The sequence below is a fragment of the Halococcus sp. IIIV-5B genome (assembly GCF_003602035.1).
GTDB classification, from domain to species: domain Archaea; phylum Halobacteriota; class Halobacteria; order Halobacteriales; family Halococcaceae; genus Halococcus; species Halococcus salsus.
Window position 1 is genome coordinate 72,078 of sequence record NZ_QZWE01000016.1, and the last position, 19,176, is coordinate 91,253.

24 protein-coding genes are annotated in these 19,176 nt (G+C 67.8%); 10 read left to right on the plus strand and 14 right to left on the minus strand.

Annotated elements, in window-relative coordinates; all coding sequences use genetic code 11:
* Positions 1-6: 6 nt before the first annotated feature.
* Positions 7-1,434, plus strand: a complete 1,428-nt coding sequence (locus tag D3261_RS11985) for a sulfatase (RefSeq protein WP_120072690.1) — start codon at positions 7-9, stop codon at positions 1,432-1,434.
* 75 nt (positions 1,435-1,509) lie between these two features.
* On the opposite strand, the gene ndk is transcribed toward D3261_RS11985, so the two are convergent.
* The 4 genes from ndk to rpl7ae are packed head-to-tail and all read right to left on the minus strand — an operon-like array spanning position 1,510 to position 3,221.
* A complete protein-coding gene (gene ndk, locus D3261_RS11990; protein ID WP_120072692.1) occupies positions 1,510-1,992 on the minus strand; it encodes a nucleoside-diphosphate kinase in 483 nt (160 codons plus the stop codon).
* Complete coding sequence (locus tag D3261_RS11995) at positions 1,989-2,636, minus strand: 50S ribosomal protein L24e (RefSeq protein ID WP_120072693.1); 648 nt, start codon at positions 2,634-2,636, stop codon at positions 1,989-1,991. Before D3261_RS11995 ends, ndk begins: the two co-directional genes overlap by 4 nt.
* The gene (locus tag D3261_RS12000; protein WP_007695120.1) at positions 2,636-2,854 is read right to left on the minus strand and encodes a 30S ribosomal protein S28e; all 219 of its coding nucleotides are present in this window, start codon (positions 2,852-2,854) and stop codon (positions 2,636-2,638) included. The genes D3261_RS11995 and D3261_RS12000 overlap by 1 nt, the downstream gene beginning before the upstream one ends.
* A 4-nt stretch (positions 2,855-2,858) precedes the next feature.
* Positions 2,859-3,221: a 50S ribosomal protein L7Ae gene (gene rpl7ae, locus D3261_RS12005; RefSeq protein WP_007695122.1), complete on the minus strand. Its 363-nt coding sequence runs from the start codon at positions 3,219-3,221 to the stop codon at positions 2,859-2,861.
* 320 nt (positions 3,222-3,541) lie between these two features.
* Here rpl7ae and D3261_RS12010 point away from each other — a divergent pair, with 320 nt between their 5' ends.
* The gene (locus D3261_RS12010) at positions 3,542-4,501 is read left to right on the plus strand and encodes a carbohydrate kinase (RefSeq protein ID WP_120072695.1); all 960 of its coding nucleotides are present in this window, start codon (positions 3,542-3,544) and stop codon (positions 4,499-4,501) included.
* 9 nt (positions 4,502-4,510) lie between these two features.
* Here D3261_RS12010 and D3261_RS12015 read toward each other — a convergent pair whose 3' ends face one another.
* The 5 genes from D3261_RS12015 to D3261_RS12035 form a co-directional block, all read right to left on the minus strand.
* Positions 4,511-5,467 carry a sugar kinase gene (locus D3261_RS12015; RefSeq protein ID WP_120072697.1) on the minus strand — a complete coding sequence of 319 codons (957 nt, stop codon included), beginning with the start codon at positions 5,465-5,467 and terminating at the stop codon, positions 4,511-4,513.
* 103 nt (positions 5,468-5,570) lie between these two features.
* Positions 5,571-6,056, minus strand: coding sequence for a hypothetical protein (locus D3261_RS12020; protein ID WP_120072699.1), 486 nt, complete (start codon positions 6,054-6,056; stop codon positions 5,571-5,573).
* A 28-nt stretch (positions 6,057-6,084) separates the two neighbouring features.
* Positions 6,085-6,735, minus strand: coding sequence for a transcriptional regulator GfcR (gene gfcR / locus D3261_RS12025; protein WP_120072701.1), 651 nt, complete (start codon positions 6,733-6,735; stop codon positions 6,085-6,087).
* A gap of 272 nt (positions 6,736-7,007) precedes the next feature.
* A complete protein-coding gene (locus tag D3261_RS12030) occupies positions 7,008-7,925 on the minus strand; it encodes a DMT family transporter (RefSeq protein WP_120072703.1) in 918 nt (305 codons plus the stop codon).
* Between the two features lie 97 nt (positions 7,926-8,022).
* Positions 8,023-8,586, minus strand: coding sequence for an NAD(P)/FAD-dependent oxidoreductase (locus D3261_RS12035; protein WP_120072705.1), 564 nt, complete (start codon positions 8,584-8,586; stop codon positions 8,023-8,025).
* 138 nt (positions 8,587-8,724) lie between these two features.
* Here D3261_RS12035 and D3261_RS12040 point away from each other — a divergent pair, with 138 nt between their 5' ends.
* From D3261_RS12040 to D3261_RS12055, 4 genes are read left to right on the plus strand one after another with little or no spacing between them, the layout of a single operon-like run.
* Complete coding sequence (locus D3261_RS12040) at positions 8,725-9,228, plus strand: hypothetical protein (RefSeq protein WP_120072707.1); 504 nt, start codon at positions 8,725-8,727, stop codon at positions 9,226-9,228.
* 24 nt (positions 9,229-9,252) lie between these two features.
* Positions 9,253-10,761 (plus strand): cysteine--tRNA ligase, encoded by a 1,509-nt coding sequence (gene cysS, locus D3261_RS12045; protein WP_120072709.1) that lies wholly within the window; start codon positions 9,253-9,255, stop codon positions 10,759-10,761.
* Positions 10,762-10,800: 39 nt separating this feature from the next.
* Positions 10,801-11,208, plus strand: a complete 408-nt coding sequence (locus D3261_RS12050) for a hypothetical protein (RefSeq protein ID WP_120072711.1) — start codon at positions 10,801-10,803, stop codon at positions 11,206-11,208.
* A gap of 48 nt (positions 11,209-11,256) precedes the next feature.
* Entirely contained in the window at positions 11,257-11,454 is a 198-nt protein-coding gene (locus D3261_RS12055; protein WP_120072713.1) for a hypothetical protein, read from the plus strand.
* On the opposite strand, the gene D3261_RS12060 is transcribed toward D3261_RS12055, so the two are convergent.
* Together D3261_RS12060 and D3261_RS12065 are read right to left on the minus strand one after the other, a co-directional pair.
* Positions 11,451-12,200 carry an iron-sulfur cluster assembly protein gene (locus D3261_RS12060; protein ID WP_120072715.1) on the minus strand — a complete coding sequence of 250 codons (750 nt, stop codon included), beginning with the start codon at positions 12,198-12,200 and terminating at the stop codon, positions 11,451-11,453. The two genes, D3261_RS12055 and D3261_RS12060, sit on opposite strands and share 4 nt — an antisense overlap.
* Positions 12,200-13,252 carry an amidohydrolase family protein gene (locus D3261_RS12065; protein WP_120072717.1) on the minus strand — a complete coding sequence of 351 codons (1,053 nt, stop codon included), beginning with the start codon at positions 13,250-13,252 and terminating at the stop codon, positions 12,200-12,202. Before D3261_RS12065 ends, D3261_RS12060 begins: the two co-directional genes overlap by 1 nt.
* 115 nt (positions 13,253-13,367) lie before the next feature.
* Between D3261_RS12065 and D3261_RS12070 the strand changes: the two genes are divergently transcribed.
* From D3261_RS12070 to D3261_RS12080, 3 genes are read left to right on the plus strand one after another with little or no spacing between them, the layout of a single operon-like run.
* Positions 13,368-14,408 (plus strand): NAD(P)-dependent alcohol dehydrogenase, encoded by a 1,041-nt coding sequence (locus D3261_RS12070; RefSeq protein WP_120072719.1) that lies wholly within the window; start codon positions 13,368-13,370, stop codon positions 14,406-14,408.
* Between the two features lie 56 nt (positions 14,409-14,464).
* Complete coding sequence (locus D3261_RS12075) at positions 14,465-15,337, plus strand: CbiX/SirB N-terminal domain-containing protein (RefSeq protein WP_120072721.1); 873 nt, start codon at positions 14,465-14,467, stop codon at positions 15,335-15,337.
* Positions 15,338-16,402: a DR2241 family protein gene (locus D3261_RS12080; RefSeq protein ID WP_120072723.1), complete on the plus strand. Its 1,065-nt coding sequence runs from the start codon at positions 15,338-15,340 to the stop codon at positions 16,400-16,402. It begins immediately after the preceding gene.
* On the opposite strand, the gene D3261_RS12085 is transcribed toward D3261_RS12080, so the two are convergent.
* From D3261_RS12085 to citZ, 3 genes are all read right to left on the minus strand, one after another.
* On the minus strand, positions 16,403-17,050 hold the full coding sequence (locus tag D3261_RS12085; protein WP_120072725.1) for a hypothetical protein: 648 nt from the start codon (positions 17,048-17,050) through the stop codon (positions 16,403-16,405). It lies immediately after the preceding gene.
* A 1-nt stretch (position 17,051) separates the two neighbouring features.
* Positions 17,052-17,246, minus strand: coding sequence for a methytransferase partner Trm112 (locus D3261_RS12090; RefSeq protein WP_192928009.1), 195 nt, complete (start codon positions 17,244-17,246; stop codon positions 17,052-17,054).
* A gap of 88 nt (positions 17,247-17,334) precedes the next feature.
* Complete coding sequence (gene citZ, locus D3261_RS12095) at positions 17,335-18,483, minus strand: citrate synthase (protein ID WP_120072727.1); 1,149 nt, start codon at positions 18,481-18,483, stop codon at positions 17,335-17,337.
* Between the two features lie 92 nt (positions 18,484-18,575).
* Between citZ and D3261_RS12100 the strand changes: the two genes are divergently transcribed.
* A partial coding sequence (locus tag D3261_RS12100; protein ID WP_147464971.1) for a potassium channel family protein occupies positions 18,576-19,176 on the plus strand: 601 nt, incomplete at its 3' end.

The window sequence follows — 19,176 nt, forward strand, 5'->3', positions numbered from 1 at the left end:
GGAGGTGTGGCTTCTTCACCGCCCAACGTCCTGTTCGTGATGACGGACCAACAGCGCTACGACACGATCCGTTCGCTCGGCAACAGCCGGGTCTACACGCCGAACCTCGACCGACTCGTCGAGCGCGGCGTCTCGTTCACGAACGCCTACTCGCCCGCCCCCATCTGTGTTCCGGCGCGACACGCCATCCGCACCGGCTGTGAACCGATCCGGACCGGCTTCCTCGGCAACGAGAAGCGCGACGCGACCCACCTCGAGGACCGCTGTGGATCGTTCCTCGGTCGACGAATGAGCGAACTTGGCTACCGAACCTTCCTCGTCGGGAAACACCACGCCCGGCCGCGGGATATCGACCTCGGCTACGACACCCTGTTGAGCACCGAGGCGTATCTCGACGAAACCGACCACGACGTCAAGACGACCGGGCGCGGGAGCGCGATGGTCCACCTCCCACAGCGAAACACGCTGCCGGCCGACTCGAACTACGAGGCGTGGATGACCGACCACGCCGTCGACCTGATCTCGGAGAACTCGGACGGTCCGTTCTTCGGGTTCGTCTCCTACGAACCGCCACACCCGCCGTTCGCGCCGTCCGCACCGTTCGACCGGATGTACGACCCCGATCGCCTCGCGAACCCGGTCGTCGGTGATATCGAGGTCGACCACATGGACGAGAAGATCCCCACACAGAACCACCACTTCTGGACGACGCGTGAGGGGGATATCGGCCCGACGGTAACCAGAGCGATCAAGGCCGCCTACTATGGGTTGGTCACGGAGACCGATCGCCACATCGGCCGCCTGCTCGACGCCGTCGAGAACCGCGAGGACGCCGACAACACCCTGATCTGCTTCTTCTCGGACCACGGCGAACTCCTCGGGGACCACCGCGGCTGGGAGAAGTCCTCGTTCTTCGAATCCGCCTGTCGGGTTCCGTTCCTCGTGAGCTGGCCGGCCGAACTGTCGGGCGGTGAACGACGGGACGAGCTGGTGTCACTGACCGACCTCTTCGGGATCGCGACGAACGCGGCGGGCGAGCCGGACCTCCGCGACGGAAGCGACGTCCTCGGACTGCTCGACGGTGAAGCCGAACCACGAACGCGGCTGTTCGGCTACCATCGAACGCCGGGGCTGGCCCCGAACTTTACCGCGATGGTCAGGGAGGACGACTGGAAGTACGTCTTCATGCGCAACGGCGGTCGCGAACAGCTCTTCGACCTCGCGGCGGACCCGAACGAACTCGACGAGTGCTCCGGACGCAATCCCGAGACGACCGCCGAGCTACGCGCACGTCTCGCCGAGAAACTGACCGAGGTGGGCGCGACCGAGTTCGTCGAGAACGGAACGCCCCGGCGTGCGGCCGCCCAGCAGATCGACATGGGCCGCCTCGTTCGCGAACCGTATCCGGACGCGCCCGAAGACCTCCTCGAATAGCGACGATCGTGCCGGTCCGGGCGGTCGTCGCTCTACGAACTGTTTCGTCATGGAAAAATCGTCGCCCGAACGACCTCAGTGGTCGTCGGCGTCCTCGTAGACCCAGGCCGCGGTGCCCTGCTCCCAGTCGACGAGTTCGTCCTCGTCGAAGAACAGGTCGATCTCGCGTTCGTTCGCGCCCTCGTCCTCGTGGTCGCTCCCGTGGATGAGGTTGTGCCCGAGGTCGTTCCCGAGGTCGCCGCGGATCGTACCCGGCTGGGCCTCCTGGGCGTCCGTCGCGCCCATCATCCGGCGGACCTGTCGGGTGGCGTCCGCGCCCTCCCAGACCATCGCGAAGACCGGCCCGGAGGTGATGAACTCCACGAGACCGTCGAAGAACGGCTTGTCCTCGTGCTCGCCGTAGTGTTCGTGGGCGAGTTCCTCGTCGATCTGCATGAACTTCCCGCCGACCATCTTGAGACCCTTGCCTTCGAGCCGGGAGACGATCTCGCCGACCACGCCGCGCTGGACGGCGTCGGGTTTCGCCATCACGAACGTCCGCTCGTCGTGGTGGCTCACTGGTCGTCCTCGTCGTCGTCGCTTTCCTCGCGGTCCTCGTCGACGACCACTTCGTCGGCCTCGTCCTGGGAGACCGTCTCGTCGCTGGTGCGGTCGACGTCGTCCTCGTCGAACTCGGCGTCCGCGTCGGTCTCCCGCGTGGTCTCCTCGTCGACGTTCACCTCGGCGTCGCTCTCGTCGAGGTCGGGGACGTCCTGGTCCTCCTCGACGTCGGGGTCGCTCCCGCCGGCGCGTCGACCCTCGACCTCGTCGAGTTCGTCGGTCTCGGCCCCGGTGTCGACGACCTCGTCGGGGTCGTCGGTCGGCACGTCCTCCGACTCCGTCTCGACCGCCGCCGCGGCGACCGCCTCGGCGTCGGACTCGCCTTCGACGGTGTCGATCTCGTCCGCGACGGTCTCGCTTCCGCCCGCGGACGGCTCCGCCGCGACCTGCTCGGCCGCCTCGGGGGTGCCCGCCTGGCTGGCCCCGATACGCTGGCCCTCGGCGGTCCACTCGAGGTCGCGCGAAGCCCGACCGAGTTCGGCGTTGTTCTCGCACTTCGACGAACAGAAGTGGACGACGCGACCGTCGACGTGGACGTACATCGTGCCGGTGCCGGGCTCGATGTCCGACCCGCAGTAATCGCACGAACGCGTCTCGACCATCAGCGACCCCCGATGGCGTCGGCCTCGCGGGCGGTCTCCTTGAGCTGGATGATGTCGCCCTCGCGGACCGGGCCGATACAGTTGCGCGTGATGATCCGACCGCGGTTCTCGCCCGCCTGGATCCGACAGTTGACCTGCATCGCCTCGCCGTGCATCCCGGTCTTCCCGACGACCTCGATGACCTCGGCGGGCGTGGAGTCAGTTCCTTCGGAGCTCATCGTCCTATCGGAGGTCCTCGACCTTGCCGGTGATCTCCTCGACGTCGGACTCGGCATCGCCGGCGTCCACGATGGCCGCCGCGGCGCTGCCGACTTCGAGGCCGGCCGCGTGGCCGACGTCGTCCTGGGTCTCGACGAACACGAACGGGATCTCCTTCTCGTCGGCGAGCTCGGGGAGGTGCATCACGATCTCCTCGGGGCTCACGTCCTCGGCGATGTAGACCAGCGAGGCGTTGCCGCGCTCGATCGCCTTGGTGGTCTCGTTCGTGCCTTTCTTCACGGTGCCGGTGTCCCGAGCGACCTCGAGCGCCTCGATGGCGTCGTCTTCGAGGTCCGCCGGAACGTCGTAGGTAACGTAAACTGACATTGGTTGGTCCTTCCCGCGCGCGGGTTCGGGCTCCCCCGCCGTTGCGAGGACCGACGATGGTCCTCGGCCGCTCGTCGAGACCGCCTCGACGGCGACGATTTCCTGAGAGGCTAGGAGCTTCACAACCCCGCGCAGGCTGTGGACTCCGGTAGCGGAGCACCGCATAAAAGCGCTTTCAAACCGCGCACGCCGTGTGAGCCGAGCGCACGCAGGAAGGCCGGCGACCCGACCGGGTCACCGATCCGGGTTCGCGAAACGGTCCTGCTGTCGGCTCGCGGAGGGAGTAGATTCAACTCCCCCGTGCACATCGGTTTCGTATCATGACCACACCCGACGTCCTCGTCGCCGGGGAGACGTTGATCGACTTCATCCCGGGTCAGGCCGGCTCGCTCTCGTCGGTCGAGACCTTCTCGCGGCGGGCGGGCGGCGCACCCGCGAACGTCGCAGTCGGGCTGGCACGGCTCGACTGCCCGCCGTGGTTTCTCACCAACGTCGCCGAGGACGCCTTCGGCGAGTTCCTCGTCGACGGCCTCCGCGAACACGGGATCCCCCAGCGGTTCGTGACCCGCGACCCCGACCACCAGACGACGCTGGCGTTCGTCGCCCACGACGCGGCCGCCGACCGGGAGTTCTCCTTTTACCGAACCGAGACCGCCGACCAGTACGTCGACCCGGCGATCGTGGACGACGGCGCGCTCGATTCGACGTCGTGGGTCGCGCTCGGCGGGGTCGCGCTCGCGAACGAACCCGCGCGGTCGCGCCTCTTCGAGTTCGTCGAGCGCGCGCGGGACCACGACTGTGCCATCGTCTTCGACCCCAACACCCGACCCGAACTCTGGGAGTCCGACGAAACCTTCGAGGCCGTGCTCGAACGGATGCTCTCGTTGACGGACGTCCTCAAGACCTCGGCCGACGACCTCCTCGGGACCGGATTCGCCGACCAGGGATCGGTGGCCGAAGAAGCGCTGTTCGACGTCGGGCCGCACACCGTCGTCGCGACCAGTGGGGCCGCCGGCGCGCGCGCCGTTTCGAGCCCCGACGCCCCGTGGGGGGCGCTCGACGAGACCCATCCCGGCTACGCCGTCGACCCCGTCGACACCACGGGTGCGGGCGATGCGTTCCTCGCGGGGGTGCTCGCGGGACTCGTCGACGACGAACCGCTCGACGAGGTGCTCGGGTTCGCCAACGCGGTCGCGGCACTCACGACCACCGATGCGGGCGCGAGCACCGCGCTCCCCGACCGTGCCGCCGTCGCCGAGTTCCGTGCCGAGAACGAGTAGCTACCGAACCTACCGACGGACCGCGTCACGCTCGCCGACGAAGACGTCGAGTTCCTTTCTCGTGGGGAGCCCCTCGGTGTCGCCGGCCACGGTCGTCGCGAACGCGCCGACCGCGTTCGCCGTCTCGGTGGCCGCGACCGGGTCCTGGCCCTCGATCCGACCCGCGAGGAAGCCGGCGGCGAAGCCGTCGCCCGCGCCGACGGGGTCGACCACGCGCTCGACGTCGTAGCCCGACACCTGTTCGGTCGTCGAGCCGTCGGCGACGACCGCACCGGCCGCACCGAGTTTGACGACCGCGATCCCCGCACCGTGGTCGAGACACGCCGCCGCGATTTCCTCGGGGTCGTCCGTCCCGAACAGCGCGGCCCCCTCCTCGATACCCGGGAGGACGATGTCCGACAGCGAGACGAGGTCGAGCATCGTCTCGCGCATCCGTTCGTCGGACTCCCAGAGCTTCCGGCGAACGTTCGGGTCGAACGAGACCGTCATTCCCGCCTCGGTAGCGCGTTCGGCCGCCAGGAGCGTCGCCGCACGACACGACTCGCTGAGGGCGGGCGTGATCCCGGTGAGGTGGAGGTACTCCGCGTCCGTGAGGTAGTCCATGGGAAGGTCGTCGGGAGCCATCAGCGACGCCGCGGAGCCGTGCCGGTAGTAATGGACGGCGGGTTCGCCGAGTTCGCGGCGCTCCTTGAACATGATGCCCGTCGGTGCCTCGTCGGTGAGCTCCACCGTCGAGGTGTCGATGCCCTCGCCGCGGACGAAGAACTCGAGGTACTCGCCGTGCGGGTCGGCCCCGAGCTTCGAGTACCAGCCGACGTCGTGACCGAGCCGTGCGAGACCGATGGCGACGTTGGTCTCGGCACCGGCGAGGCTCTTTTCGAACTCGTGGGCGTGTTTCATCGGGCCCGTCGTCGATGGGTAGACGAGCACCATCGTCTCGCCGAGGGTGACCACGCGGGATGACATGATGGTCGGTGTTTACCCAGGGTGGTGGTATGCGTTCCGGGTTCGGACGGCAGACCGACCCCGAATTGACGTTCGGGTTCCTGTGTTCGGTGCAGCCGACCTGCTATCGCCGTCTCAGTCCCCAGTTCCACTGGGGAAGCAAGCTATCCAAGACCGCTACGAGGCGGGGGAACAGCCGGACGGCACCGAGCGAGAGGCCGACCGCGACGACGAGCGACCCGATCGTCGACCCCGTGGCGACGTCGACCGCCGCACCGCCGGCCGCCACCGCGACGACGGTGAGGCTGTGATAGACGGGGCGGACGAGGAAGAGCACCGGCGTCGCCGCCGGCCAGTCGAACGACGTGAGGCCGGTCCGAACCGTTCCAATCGCCAGCGTGAGGGTCGTGACGCCGACCAGCGCGGCGAACTTCACCGCCGCGTTCTGCGGTGCGGCCATCAGCGCCAGCAGTCCCGGAATACCGAGCACGGCGACCTCCGCCAGCCCGAAGAAGACGTTCTCGACCCATCGCTCGACTCCGACCTTCCGGACGGCTCGCGGCCCCGCCTTACGCCGCTCGGTGGTCGGGTCGGTTCCACGTTCGCTCATGATGGTTCGGGAGGCTCCACCCGCCGGCTCACTCCTCGTCGCGGCTCACTCGGATGACCTGCATCAGCGATTCGACCGGCACACCCTCTAACTCCTCGACACCGCTCTTGTCGACGAGCACACCGCAGCCGACCGGCGTGCCGCCCTCCTCGGTGATGGCGTCGATGGTCTCGGTCATCGTCGTCCCACTGGTGATGGTGTCGTCGATGACGTAGCACTCCCGGCCCCGGATCTCGGCGAAGTTCCGCGAGAAATTCCCGCTGAGATCCTCGATATCGCCCTCCTCCCACTGGTGTTTCCGGGGCGCGTAGGTCGCGAGGTCGGCCCCGAGTTCGAGCGCCACGGTGGTCGCGAGCGGCGTCCCGGCCTTCTCGATTCCAACCACGAGGTCGATCTCGCTGTCGTCGTGGCCGCCGAGGAGGTCCGCCATCGCGTGCCCCACGTCCGAGAGTCGGGTGCTGTCCCGCCCGAGCGCGCTCCAGTCGATGTGGATGTCCGAGAGCGGGCCGGCCGGCTCCGTGCTCTCGGTAGTCGTGGGCTGGGTGCTCCCGCCGCCGCGTTCGACCAGCCAGCTCGCGGTCTCGCGCGAGACGTTGAGCTCGTCGGCGATTTCGCCGTTCGAGAGCCCCTGACCAGCAAGCTCGTTCGCGCTCTCGATGAGGTCGTCGACGTTTTTCATGCGGGAGGGTTGGCCCGGGCTGTAATAGGTGTGTTGTCCCACTTTTTTACTCCTCGGATGGCCTCCCTGCGGTCGGCCACCGCTCGTCGCAAAAACCTGGACTAAAAACTGCCGCTCACTCGCTCCGCTCGTTCGCGGTACAACCACTTACCAGCCACCGCAACTGCTCCGCACAGCACCGCCCCGCGACAGCCACAAGCCTCCCCAACCGATTCGCTCTGCTCGCGGTGCTCGCGTCGCTCATCCCTCGCACGCCGATTCGCGGTCGGCACTCACTGTCGTTCGCGCCGACCGCGTGCGCGCGCCACGACGGTTATCCCGGCTAGGATCACTACGCCCCCGACCACGGTCGCGGCGGTCGGGACCTCGCCGAGCAACACGAGCGCGAGCAGCGCGCTCCCCACGGGTTCGCCGAGCAGCGAGGCGCTGACGACACTGGATTCGAGGTGGCCGAGCGCCCAGTTGAGGACCGTGTGCCCGAAGACGCCGGGCCCGACGGCCATCCCGAGGAAGAGCACCCACTCGCGCGGCGGGTAGTTCGTCAGGGCTGCGCCGTCAGCGAGAACGAGCGCGAGGAGCACGATGGTACAGGCCGAGTAGACCACGACGACGTAGGGGATCAGCGCGATTCGCTGGCGGAGCACCCGTCCCACGAGGACGTAGCCCGCCGAGAAGGCCGCGCCGGCCACCGCGAGCGCGTCGCCGAGAAGCGGGGCGCTCCCCGCGACCACACCGCCCGACGCGTCGCCGACCGAGAGCACCACGATGCCGACGAGCGCGAGGAGCATCCCCGCGACGGTACGCCGGGTGACGAACTCGTCGAGGAACACCGCCGCGCCGGCCGCGACGAAGAGCACCTGACACTGGACGATCGTCACCGAGGCCGCGACGCTCGTGAGTTCGAGGCTCGCGAACCACGACGCGAAGTGGAGGGCGAGCGCGACGCCGCCAGCCCCCGCGGCCAACCAGTCCCGACGGGTGAGTCGGGCGAAGGCGTCGCGGTGGCGGACGAGGGCGAACGGCAAGAGGAGGAGGGTCGTGAAGAGCACCCGGTAGAACGCCTTCACGAGGCTCGGCGCGGCGCTGTACCGAACCAGGATCGCGCTGGTGCTCACCGCGACCACGGCGACCCCGAGCGCGACGAACGGCAACGTCCCGCGCTCGATACCGACGACCGAACGGGTACTCACACGCGACCCGACGACGAGTGCGTGTTTACGGGTTGTGTTTCCCGGTTATTCGGCGTCACCGGACGTGCGACGCACGTCCGGTTGGCACGAAACTCGATTACTCGGCGTCGTCGGGCACGTCGAAGTCGTGGAAGTGCTCGCCCTTCTCCTTCGTGAGGATGTTGAGCGCCGCCGCCGCACCGTCGCCGGCGGCGATGACCGCCTGCCACTCCTCGGCACGGACCATCGCGCCCGTCGCGTAGGCGTCCTCGACACTCGTCTCGGTCGTCACGTCGATGTCGACCACGTCCTCGTCGGTGAACGCACAGCCCAACTCCTCGGCGAGATCGCGCTTCGCGCCCGTCGCGAGGACCACGTAGCTCGCCTCGTACTCCTCGTCCTCGGTCGAGACGGTGAAGCCGTCGCCGTCTGTCTCGACACCCGTGACCTCGGTGCCCTGGTGGCGCTCGACGCCGAACTCGTCGACTTGGGCGCGCGAGTCCTCCATGAACGCGGAGCCGTCCTCGCTCTCGATCCCGAGGTAGTTGAACAGGTGCGCCTTGTGCATCCACGTCTGGTCGGTGTCGAACAGCTGGGTCTCCAGCCCGTTCTTCGCGGTGAACAGCGCCGCGCTGAGTCCGGCCGGGCCACCACCGACGATCGCGACATCAGTGTCCGTCATACCGTCGGCCGTACGACCGCCGGTCGGATAAATCGTGTGCGACGACCACTGGCCGCACGGTGGTGGGTGGTTGGCTCAGCATTGTTCCGCCCTTCACCGAGTCGTCGGTCTTTTCGTGGTGCTCGTCGACCTCGAACCATGTCCGTCGCCGCCGAGACCAGACGCGCCGTCCATGAACAGCCGTTCGTCCACGAGGCGCTCCGGGCCGGGGTCATCAACTACACCGCCGCCGCCCGATTCCTCGACGTCGGGGAGCCCGAAGCTGTCGCGGCCGCACTCCGGCGCTACGCCGAGGCCCTCCCCGACCCCGAGACCGCCTCCCGCGAGGCGCGGGTCACGATGCGAAGCGGGATCGGCCTCGCTGACGATGCCGATCCGGAGGAGACCGTGCTCGCGGTCGGCGACACCGCGTTCGCGGACGGGGGGTCACTCACGGGCGTGCTCGCCACGGGCGCGGTCGACCCCGCCGCGCTCGGACACGTCCTCTCGCGGTTCGCCGTCGAGGATATCGATCCCGAGGCCGCGGGTGTCGCCGGTGAGGCGCTCGTCGTGGTCGTGGGACGGCGCGACGCGCCCGACGCCGTGCGTGTCGTCGAGGACGCGCTGTCGGCGGTCCCGGTTACGGGGACTCCGACGGATTGAAACGCTCGAACGCGTAGGAACCCCATGACGCTGCGCGTCGAGAACACGCTGACCGGCGAGCGCGAGCCGTTCGAGCCACGCGACCCCGACTCCGTTCTCCTCTACTACTGTGGGCTCACGGTCTCGGACCGCGCTCACCTCGGCCACGCGCGCACCTGGACCCACGTCGACGTGATGCACCGCTGGCTCGAATTCCTCGGCTACGACGTCCGCCACGTCGAGAACTTCACTGATGTCAACGAGAAGATCGTCGCCCGCGTGGGTGAAGACGACCTCGGCGACTCGGAGCACGCGGTCGCGGACGGCTTCATCGGGAAGACACTCGACGACATGCGCGCGCTGGGCCTCAAGCGTGCCGAGGTCTATCCACGGGTCTCAGAACACGTCCCCGAGATAATCGACCTCGTCGAGACGCTGGTCGAGAAGGGCTACGCCTACGAGTCGAACGGGTCGGTGTACTTCGACGTCACGACCTTCGAGGACTATGGAAAACTCTCGAACCAGCGCCTCGACGACATCGAAGCCCAGGGCGAGGCCGACGAACGTTCGGAGAAGCGCCACGCTGCCGACTTCGCGCTCTGGAAGGCCGACGGGGTCTCGCCGAACGCGCTCGCCGACCACCGCTCCGAGGACCGTCCGGTCGGTGACCACCCGCCGAACGGCGAGGTCTGGGACTCGCCGTGGGGCGAGGGCCGGCCGGGCTGGCACATCGAGTGCTCGGCGATGAGCATGACCCACCTCGACGACACCATCGACATCCACGTCGGCGGTCGAGACTTGGTCTTCCCCCACCACGAGAACGAGATCGCCCAGAGCGAGGCCGCGACAGGGAAGGAGTTCGCCCGTTACTGGCTCCACGCCGACCTCTTCTCGATGGACGAGGAGAAGATGAGCACCAGCCTCGGGAATTTCATTACTGTCGAGGACGCGCTCGCCGAATACGGTCGCAACGCGGTCCGCACGTTCCTCCTCTCGGGGAGCTACAACACGACCCAGACCTACAGCGAGGCCGCCATCGAGGAGGCCGTCGAGCGGGCGGCGCGCCTCGAACGCACCCACGAGCGCGCCGAGACGGCCCTCGACGGTTCGCACACCTCCTCGAAATCACCCGACAGCGTGCTTCGGGAGTCGACGAACGACACGCGCGAGGCGTTCGAGGCCGCGATGAACGACGACTTCAACACCCGGGGCGCGCTCGCCTCGTTGCTCGAACTCTCGACGGTCGTCAACCGCCACCTCGACGACCGCGGGGCCGCCGGCGAAGCCTACGACTATCAGGGGCTCCTGGCGGCGGTCGAGACGGTCGAGGACCTCGGCGGCGGGGTACTCGGGCTGAGCTTCGGCGAGACGGCGGACGGCGACGTCAGCCTCGCCGACGAACTCGTCGAGCTCGTGCTCGAAACCCGCGAGGCCGAACGCGCCGCCGGCAACTACGACCGCGCCGACGACCTCAGAAACGAACTCGAAGCCCTCGGCGTCGAGATCGAGGACACCGACGACGGCCCGACCTACTCGGTCGAGACGACGGAGTAGGAACGAAAAACACACCGCGACGACCGCGCTATTGAACGTATGAAGTCCGGCGAGCACTTCCTGATATCGATCCCCGTGGTCGGCGTCGTCCTCACGAAACTCCGCGAGCACTACTCGTCGCGCCAACTGGGACTGCTCGCGGTCTACGGCGTCGGGCTCGGCGTGCTGATCGACCTCGACCACTTCGTGCTCGCGCGGCTCCGCGTGGGCGACTGGCGACACACCGTGGACGTCCTCCGCAACCCGACACGCGTGTTCACCGATCAGGAGAACCTCTTCGAGGGGACGGGCGGGATGGCGAGCCTCCGGATCTTGAGCCACGTCGTCATCGGTGGCGCGCTAACCTGGCTCTGGGCACGGGTCAGCCGGCCGGTCGCGCTGCTGACCGGGGTCGTACTCTACGTCCACGTTCTCGCCGACCTCCTGCGCGACAACGACGTCGTCTGAGGTGATCCTCCCGAACGTATATGATGGTTCGTGGTGTAGGGAGCGGGGATGGCATCGAACGACGAGAGCGACGACCGGCAGCTCGCGGAGGACCGCCAACCCCGAACGGTGCTGTGCCAACGCTGTAGCGAGGCGTTCGACTGGCACGAGGACGTCTGTCCGGCCTGCGGGTGGGAGAAGGACGAGTGGGTCGAGAGCGGTCGGTACGGCCTCGGCGGGTCCTACGGGATCGAAGGCTCCGGCTAGTCGCGCTTCAGTTTTCGCGCCCGGTCGAGCCCCTCGCAGATGGTTCCCTGTCCAGAGATGGTCGCGCCCGTCAGCCGTGCCCGGCGCTGTTCGTGGGCGAGGTCGTCGGCCGCGATCGGGTCCGCTTCGACGGTGGCGAAGAGCCGGTCGGTCGGTTCCCGGACCAGCCCGGTCTCGGCTGCCTTTTCGAGGTGGTCGGCGAGCGGGTCGGCCGGGACGCACACGGCGAAGGCGTCGTCGGCGAGGTAGACCAGCGCCTCGTCCGTTTCGTCCTCGAAGTCGATGTCCGCGCGGGTGAGGGCGACGACCTGGTCGGCGTCGAGTCCCGCATCGAGCAGCACGTCGACGGCACGGTACTGGCGGCTCACGCGCGCCTTCTCCGCGAGGGTTCGACGGACCGCCTCGATGTCGTCCTCGGCGTCCTCGAAGACCGTCTCGAAGGCGAGGCGTTCGTTGACCCCGCGGTTGATCTCCCTCGCGTGCATGTGGTCGTCGAGGGTGATCGTCGCGGTCGTCACGGTCGGAAGGCCTTCGAGCTCGTCGCGCGCGCCGGTCGCCATCATCCACGCAAACGCCGGCGAGCACCACGCCGTCGGCAACACGAGCGTTACCAGTACCTCCGACCCGTCGATCGTGAGGTCGTGGACGTATTCGAGGTCGACGATCGACTCGTCGAGCTCGGGGTCGTCGACCGCCGCCAGCCGCGCGCGAACGTCGTCGGTCGTCGGCTGGGCAGTGGCGGCCATCAGTCCGCGGTGGCACCCCCGTACTGGTCCCCAAGGTCGAACTCGGCGCTGATGGCGTCGTCGGCGAGTTTTTTCTTCTGCTCCTCGATGTCGATGTCGTAGAGCTCGGCGGCGTTCTCACCCATCACCTTCTGCTTGGTTTCGAGGTCGAACTCGAGGCCGTACTCGTCGCGCTGTTCGTCGGTAAGTTCGGCCTCCATCACGGCCTCGACCACCCACTCCGGTTCCCAGAGCGCGTAGTCGCTGCCGAAGAGGAGGTTGTCCTCGCCGACCCAGTAGAGGAGTTCGCCCATGATCTCGCCGAACTTCCGTGGTCGGGCCAGCGCCATCGGCGCGACCACCGCCAATCCCCCGTAGACGTTGGTCTCCTGGGTCGCGATGTGGGCGAAGTCGTCGAACCGGGGGAAGCCGACGTGCTCGACGATGAAGTTGAGCTCGGGGAACGAGGTCGCGGCGTCGTCGACGTCCCGGACGTCGAAGGCGTCGCGGTTCAGCGGGCGGATCGTCGGTCCCTTGTGGGCGTGGATGTTGGTGATGCCGAGCTCGGCACACTTCTCGAGGTACTCGAAGGAGTCCTCCGAGTCGAGCCGCCAGCCCTTCGAGTCACCCCGCCACTCGGCGGTGTAGAGCTTGACCCCCGTGATGTCGTGTTCGTCCTTTTGCCGTTCGAGCTCCTGCAGTCCGGCCTCCCCTTCACGCGGGTCGAACCGGCCGTTGAGCACGAACCGACCCTCGTAGGCCTCGGCGAGCCCCGCGTTGTCCTCGATGGTGTTGAATCCGTTCTCGTAGAACTCGCCGAGGTACGTAGGCTGGAAGACCGCCATGTCGTCGTGGCCGTCCCGAAAGAGGTCCTCGACCATCCGTTCGGCGCTGTACTTCCGGTACTCGTCGATACTCCACTGGCGCTCCGCCGGTGTGAACGCGGTGTGATAGTCGTGGAAGCACTGGATGAACTGTTCGCCACCCTCGTGGATGATGTTCTCCGTGCTCGCATCCCAGTGATGGACGTGGGCGTCGATGACGAAGACATCCGCTCCCTCGTGCCGGTACATTGCACATCATCGATAGTGTTTGACAAGCATACGTCTTTTGGCCCCGGAAAGCGGCTGTACCCCGATTTCGGTACGAACACTTTTGACCGTGACAGTCCTACCGCGGTGTGGTCACATGCAAGCAGCCAGACTCCACGAGTACACCGAGGAGATGGAGGACGCGCTCTCGATCGACGAGGTCGACGAACCGCAGGCCGAGGCCCCCGACGGCGTGGTCGTCGAGGTCGAGGGCGCGGGATGGTGCCAGACCGACAACCACGTGATCGAGGGCCAGTGGGCCGAGTACATGCCCCAGGACCTCCCGATGACCCTCGGCCACGAGAACGCCGGCCGGGTCGTCGAGGTCGGCGACGACGTCACGATGGTCGCGGAGGGCGACCCGGTGATCTGCCACACCGTGATGACCTGTGGGACGTGTCGCCCCTGCCGGCTCGGCGACGACATGCACTGTGAGGACCTCGCGTTCCCCGGTCTCTCGACGGACGGCGGCTTCGCCGACTACCTCCGGACGAACGAGCGGGCGGTGATCCCGCTCCCCGACGGCGTGAGCACCGTCGACATCGCGCCCCACGCCGACGCGGGCATCACGGCCTACCACGCGGTCAAACGCGCCTCGCGCGAACTCAACCCCGGCGACCACGCCGTCGTGATCGGGATCGGCGGGCTCGGCCACATCGGGCTCCAGTGTCTGAACGCGATGAGCCCCGTCACCATCACCGCGGTCGACATGAAGGACGAAGCGCTCTCGATGGCCGACGACCTCGGCGCACACCACACGGTCGACCCGGGGAACGAGGACGTCGCGAGCGAGATCGAGGCGATCACCGACGGCGTGGGCGCGCACTCGGTGCTCGACTTCGTCGGGGCGGACGAGACCACGGCACTGGCTCCCGAGATCGTCGCCGCCGGCGGCGCACACACCGTCATCGGCTACGGTGGCCACGTCCACCAACCCTCCCAGGCGCTGGTCAACGGCGACTTCAGCTATCGGGGGAGCCTCGTCGGCAACTACACCGAACTTCAGGAGCTCGTCGCGCTGGTCGAGCGCGGCGACGTCGACCTCCGGACCACGCGCTACGGGCTCGACGAGATCAACGACGTCGCGGCGAAGCTCGAACACGGCGAGATCGAGGGACGGGCGGTCATCACACCGTAACCGGTCGAGGTTCGGGAGACGAAGCCACTAAATCGCCGTCGCCCGTAGTGCCGGTCATGCCGGCGCTCGTCATCGTCGCCCACGGCTCACACCTGAATCCCGGCTCGCACGGACCGGCCTTCGCCCACGCCGACACCGTCCGCGAGTCCGGCGCGTTCGCCGAGGTCCGCGAGGCGTTCTGGAAGGAGGAGCCCTCCTTCCGGGAGGTCCTCCGGACCCTCGACAGCGAGGAGGTCTACGTGGTCCCGCTGTTCATCTCGGAGGGGTACTTCACCGAACAGGTCATCCCGCGCGAACTCCGCCTCGACGACTGGGACGTCTCGCTGTGGGATTCGTCGGGGACCGACGCCGACACCGCCACCCTCACTGCCACGGACGTCGAGAAGACCGTTCACTACTGTGGTCCGGCCGGGACCCATCCCTCGATGACCGACGTGATCGTCCAGCGCGCCGAGAGCGTCACGGGCGATCCCGACGTCGGCGAGGACTTCGGCCTCGCGGTCGTCGGCCACGGCACCGACAGGAACGAGAACTCCGCGAAAGCCGTGAAGTACCACGCCGACCGGATCGCCGAGATGGACCGGTTCAGCGAGGTGAAGGCGCTGTTCATGGACGAGGAGCCCGAGGTCGACGACGTCACCGACTACTTCGAATCGGAGGACGTGGTCGTCGTCCCGCTGTTCATCGCCGACGGCTACCACACCCAGGAGGACATCCCCGAGGACATGGGCCTGACCGACGACTACCGCGAGGGCTACGATATTCCGACGACGGTCGAGGGCCACCGGATCTGGTACGCGGGCGCGGTCGGCACCGAACCCCTGATGGCGGACGTGATCCTCGAACGCGCCGCCGACGCGGGGGCGGACGTCACCGAAGCACTCGACATCGTCCGCCGACGGACCGCGACCCCGGCGGCGGGGGACTAGATGAACGACTCCCAACTCGACGCGCTCCGCGAGGCCGCCGCCGACGACGTGGCGTGTGACGGTCTCTCGGTGACCCGCGACGGGTCGGGCTACACCTTCGAGACGCCGGGCGCGAGTCACGCGGACCTCTCCGAGACCGAGTTCGACGCGCTCGCGACCGAGAACCCGTGGTTCGTCTCGAACTGGGAGTACTGGGACGGGCTGGACGGCGCGACGAAGGCGTTCCTCCGGTGGGTCGAACGCGCCGACGAGGTGGGGGTCCGCGAACGCTACGAGAGCCTCGTCGCCGGGCTCGCCCGCGAGTGGGGCCAGCTCCTGATCACCGCCGGGCTCGGCGACGACGGCGAGCGCGTCTACGAACTCCGGCACACCGCCGACGTCGACGTCGAGGTCGACGACCTCGAACACCACGACGACCCGCTCGACGCCCGCGAACTGGCCACCCTCGACGACGATGGAGAATACCGACCGCTCAAGACCGCACCGACGCTCGCCACCGGGTGGGTCTTCCCCGCGCTCGACGGTCGCGACCTCGTCAGGACCGTGGAGTTCTTCTACCCCGCGACGGTGGCGAACTGGCACCGCGAGCGCGAGGGCGACCTCGACGTCACCCACTTCCGCGAGACCGCCGAGCGCCAGACCGGGATCTACGGCGTCGTCGACGAACTCGACGTCGAGGGGGTCGAGAACCTCGCGGCGGCCTGCTGTGTCGACTCCCAGTGTCTCAAGCGCCGCGAGTGGGACGAGGATAGCAGTACGGAACTCGACGTGCCGCGCGGCGACGGCGTGTTCCCGTGTCGCGAGCCCTGCTCGCTGGTGGTCGCCGCGGCGCGCCAGTGGGCGATCCTCGAAAACGAGGAGCCGCGAACCTACGAGGTCGAACTCACGCCGAGCGAACGGAGTCAGATCGAGACGTTGATCGGGGCGGTGGCCGACGGCCGGGTCGACGAGGTCCGCGAGGCCGACGTCGGCGACGGCGCGAACCGCTACCGGGCGCGGTACCTCCGGGCGAAACGGCTCGACGACGACGGCGGGTTCAAGGGGATCCGCGAGACGGACTCCTGATCAGTAGAGCACGAGATAGGCGGCCGCGATGACGCCGACGAGCACCGCGAGCGCGCCGATGTAGACCGCCACGACGTCCGAGAGGAAGAGCAGGACGATACCGACGATCACGACCACCGCCGCGGCTCCGAGGAGGGCGGGCGTACCGAAGCCCGCGGTCGATCGAGCCGACGCCGAGGAGCCCGTCGAACCCGTGCGTCGTGGGGCGCTCGAAGCAGTCGAGCGGGTCGATTCGACGTTCCCCGAACTCGCGAGACTCCCGCTTCCGGAGCGCTCGATGAGGGACTCGTCGATCTTGACGCGGCGTTTGCCCGCGTTGGGTTCGATGGTGAGCGGGACCGTCTCGGTCTGGCTGCCGTAGGCGGTCGCGATGGTGAGCGTGCCGCCGGCCGGACCGGGGTCGCTGACGCTGACCGGGATACGCGTCGTCGCGCCGGGGCGGACGTAGTGGTTGCTCGATGGCACCGAAGCGACCCCCGAGAGCGCCTCGTCGAGCCGGAGGTGGACGTGGGTCCCCTCGCCGTGGTTCTCGAGTTCGATCACGAACGAGTCGGCGCTCGCGAAGCTCTCGGGGACGTCTATCGAGTGGAGCCCCGTGCGGTTGAGGTGGACGGTGAGCGTCGTGGAGTCGCTCGATTCGCCCACCATGCTACGCCGGTGCGTCGTCGCGCATGTCCGGCGGCAGGAGGTTCGGGATGCCCTCCTCGATCGGGTACTCCTCGCCGCACTCGGTGCAGACGAGACGGCCTTCAAGCACCTCGTCGTCGGACTCCTGGATGGGTTCGAGTTCGAGTTCCTGCTTGTCCATCGGACACCGGATGATCTCCATCAACGACTCCTTCATCGCTGCTCGCCCCGGGTCATGCGCGAAGCGATGGCCGGCGGTGATAAAAACATGGCGCTCGCCCGCGCGTCGACGGTCGGGGGGCCGGTTATCGCTCGTCGATCGGGACGAACGCCTCGTCCTGGGGACCGACGTACCGGGCGCGGGGGCGGATCAGGCGGTTGTCGGTCTGGTATTCGAGGATGTGGCCGACCCAGCCCGCGGTCCGGCTCATCGCGAATATCGGGGTGTACATGTCGAGCGGGATACCGAGCTGGTAGTAGACCGTTCCTGAATAAAAGTCGACGTTGGGCGCGAGGCCCTTGCTCGGGAAGTCCTCCTCCTCGGTGAGGTACTCCTCGATGGCGGCGGCGTAGTCGTACCACTTCTTCTCGCCGGAGGCGTTGCCGAGGTCCTCGGATTTCTCGGTCAGGATCTCGGCGCGCGGGTCCTTGACGTTGTAGACGCGGTGGCCCCAGCCGGGGATGCGGCGGCCGTCGTCGATCTGTTCGGCGATCCACTCGGTGGGGTCCTGACCGCTCTCGTCGAGTTCGAGCAGGACCTCCATCACGTCCTGGTTCGCGCCGCCGTGGAGCGACCCCGAGAGCGCCGAGATCCCGCCGGTCACCGAGCTGTAGGTGTCGGCGAGCGTACTCGCGATCACCATCGAGGTGAACGTCGAGGCGTTGAGGCCGTGGTCAGCGTGGAGGATCAACGCCATGTCGAACGTCTCGGCGGCGACGTCGTCGGGCTCCTCGCCGTGGAGCATGTAGAGGAAGTTCGCTGCGTACGAGAGCTCCTCGTTCGGTTCCACGGGCTCCTCGCCGTTGCGGAGGCGGTCGTAGGCCGCGAGGATCGTCGGGAACTTCGCGGCGATACGGAGCCCCTGGTGACGGATCGCGTCGATATCGCCGGGTTCGGGGTCCTCGTCGTCCGAGGCCGACAGCATCGACACCGCGGTCCGAACCGCCGCCATCGGGCGTTCGTCCGCCGCCACGAGGTCCTCGAGCGTCGTGACCACGCCCTCCTCGATGGTGTACTCCGCCGAGAGCTCCTCGACGAACACGTCCAGCTCGTCGCGTTCCGGGAGTTCGTTGTTCCAGAGCAAGTAGAGAACCTCCTCGAAACTCGCCTCGCGCGCGAGGTCCTTGATATCGTAGCCGTGATAGACCAGCTGTCCGGCGTCACCGTCGATGTAACTCAACGACGATTCGGCCACGAGAACCTCATCGAGCCCCTTCTGGAGGTCGTCTGCCATGGCGCTTGTACCCGACCTGCCGGGAAAAGTATTACCGTTTCCCCACGCACGTGCGCGAGCAACGCTTTTGCCCGCCCGGACGAACGTCGAGCATGACACGCGAGGTCGACTACGAGCCGCGCAGCGTCAAGCGACTCCTCGCGGAGATGAAGGACATCGCCGAGCTCATGATCGACCTGTCGTACTCGGCGGTGCTCCTCGACAGCGACGAGGTCGCCGAGGAGGTCCTCCAGCTCGAAGACGAGATGGACGTCCTCCAGCTCAGAACCCACATGAGCCTGCTGATGGCCTCGCGCACCCCCGACGACGCCGAGGCGCTCGCCCCGGTGCTGGGGATCGTGGGCGCGACCGAGAAGGTCTCCGACGCGACCGGCGACATCGCGAAGATCGTCCTCGAGGACATCCGACTACCCGACGCGATCCGGGCGGCGCTCCCCGAGGCGGTCGAGACCCTCGTGCGCGCCCGCGTCGACCCCGACTCCCGGTTCGTCGGGGAGACCCTCGGCGGGCTGAACCTCGAAACCGAGACGGGGGTCAGGGCCATCGCGATCCGGCGGGCCGGCGAGTGGATCCTGAACCCGGACCGCGAAACACAACTCGAACCCGACGACGTCGTGCTGTTCCGAGGACCGGACGAAGGGGTCGCGGGGGTCTATCAGAGCACCACCGGCGAGGCCTACCTCCCACCCGACC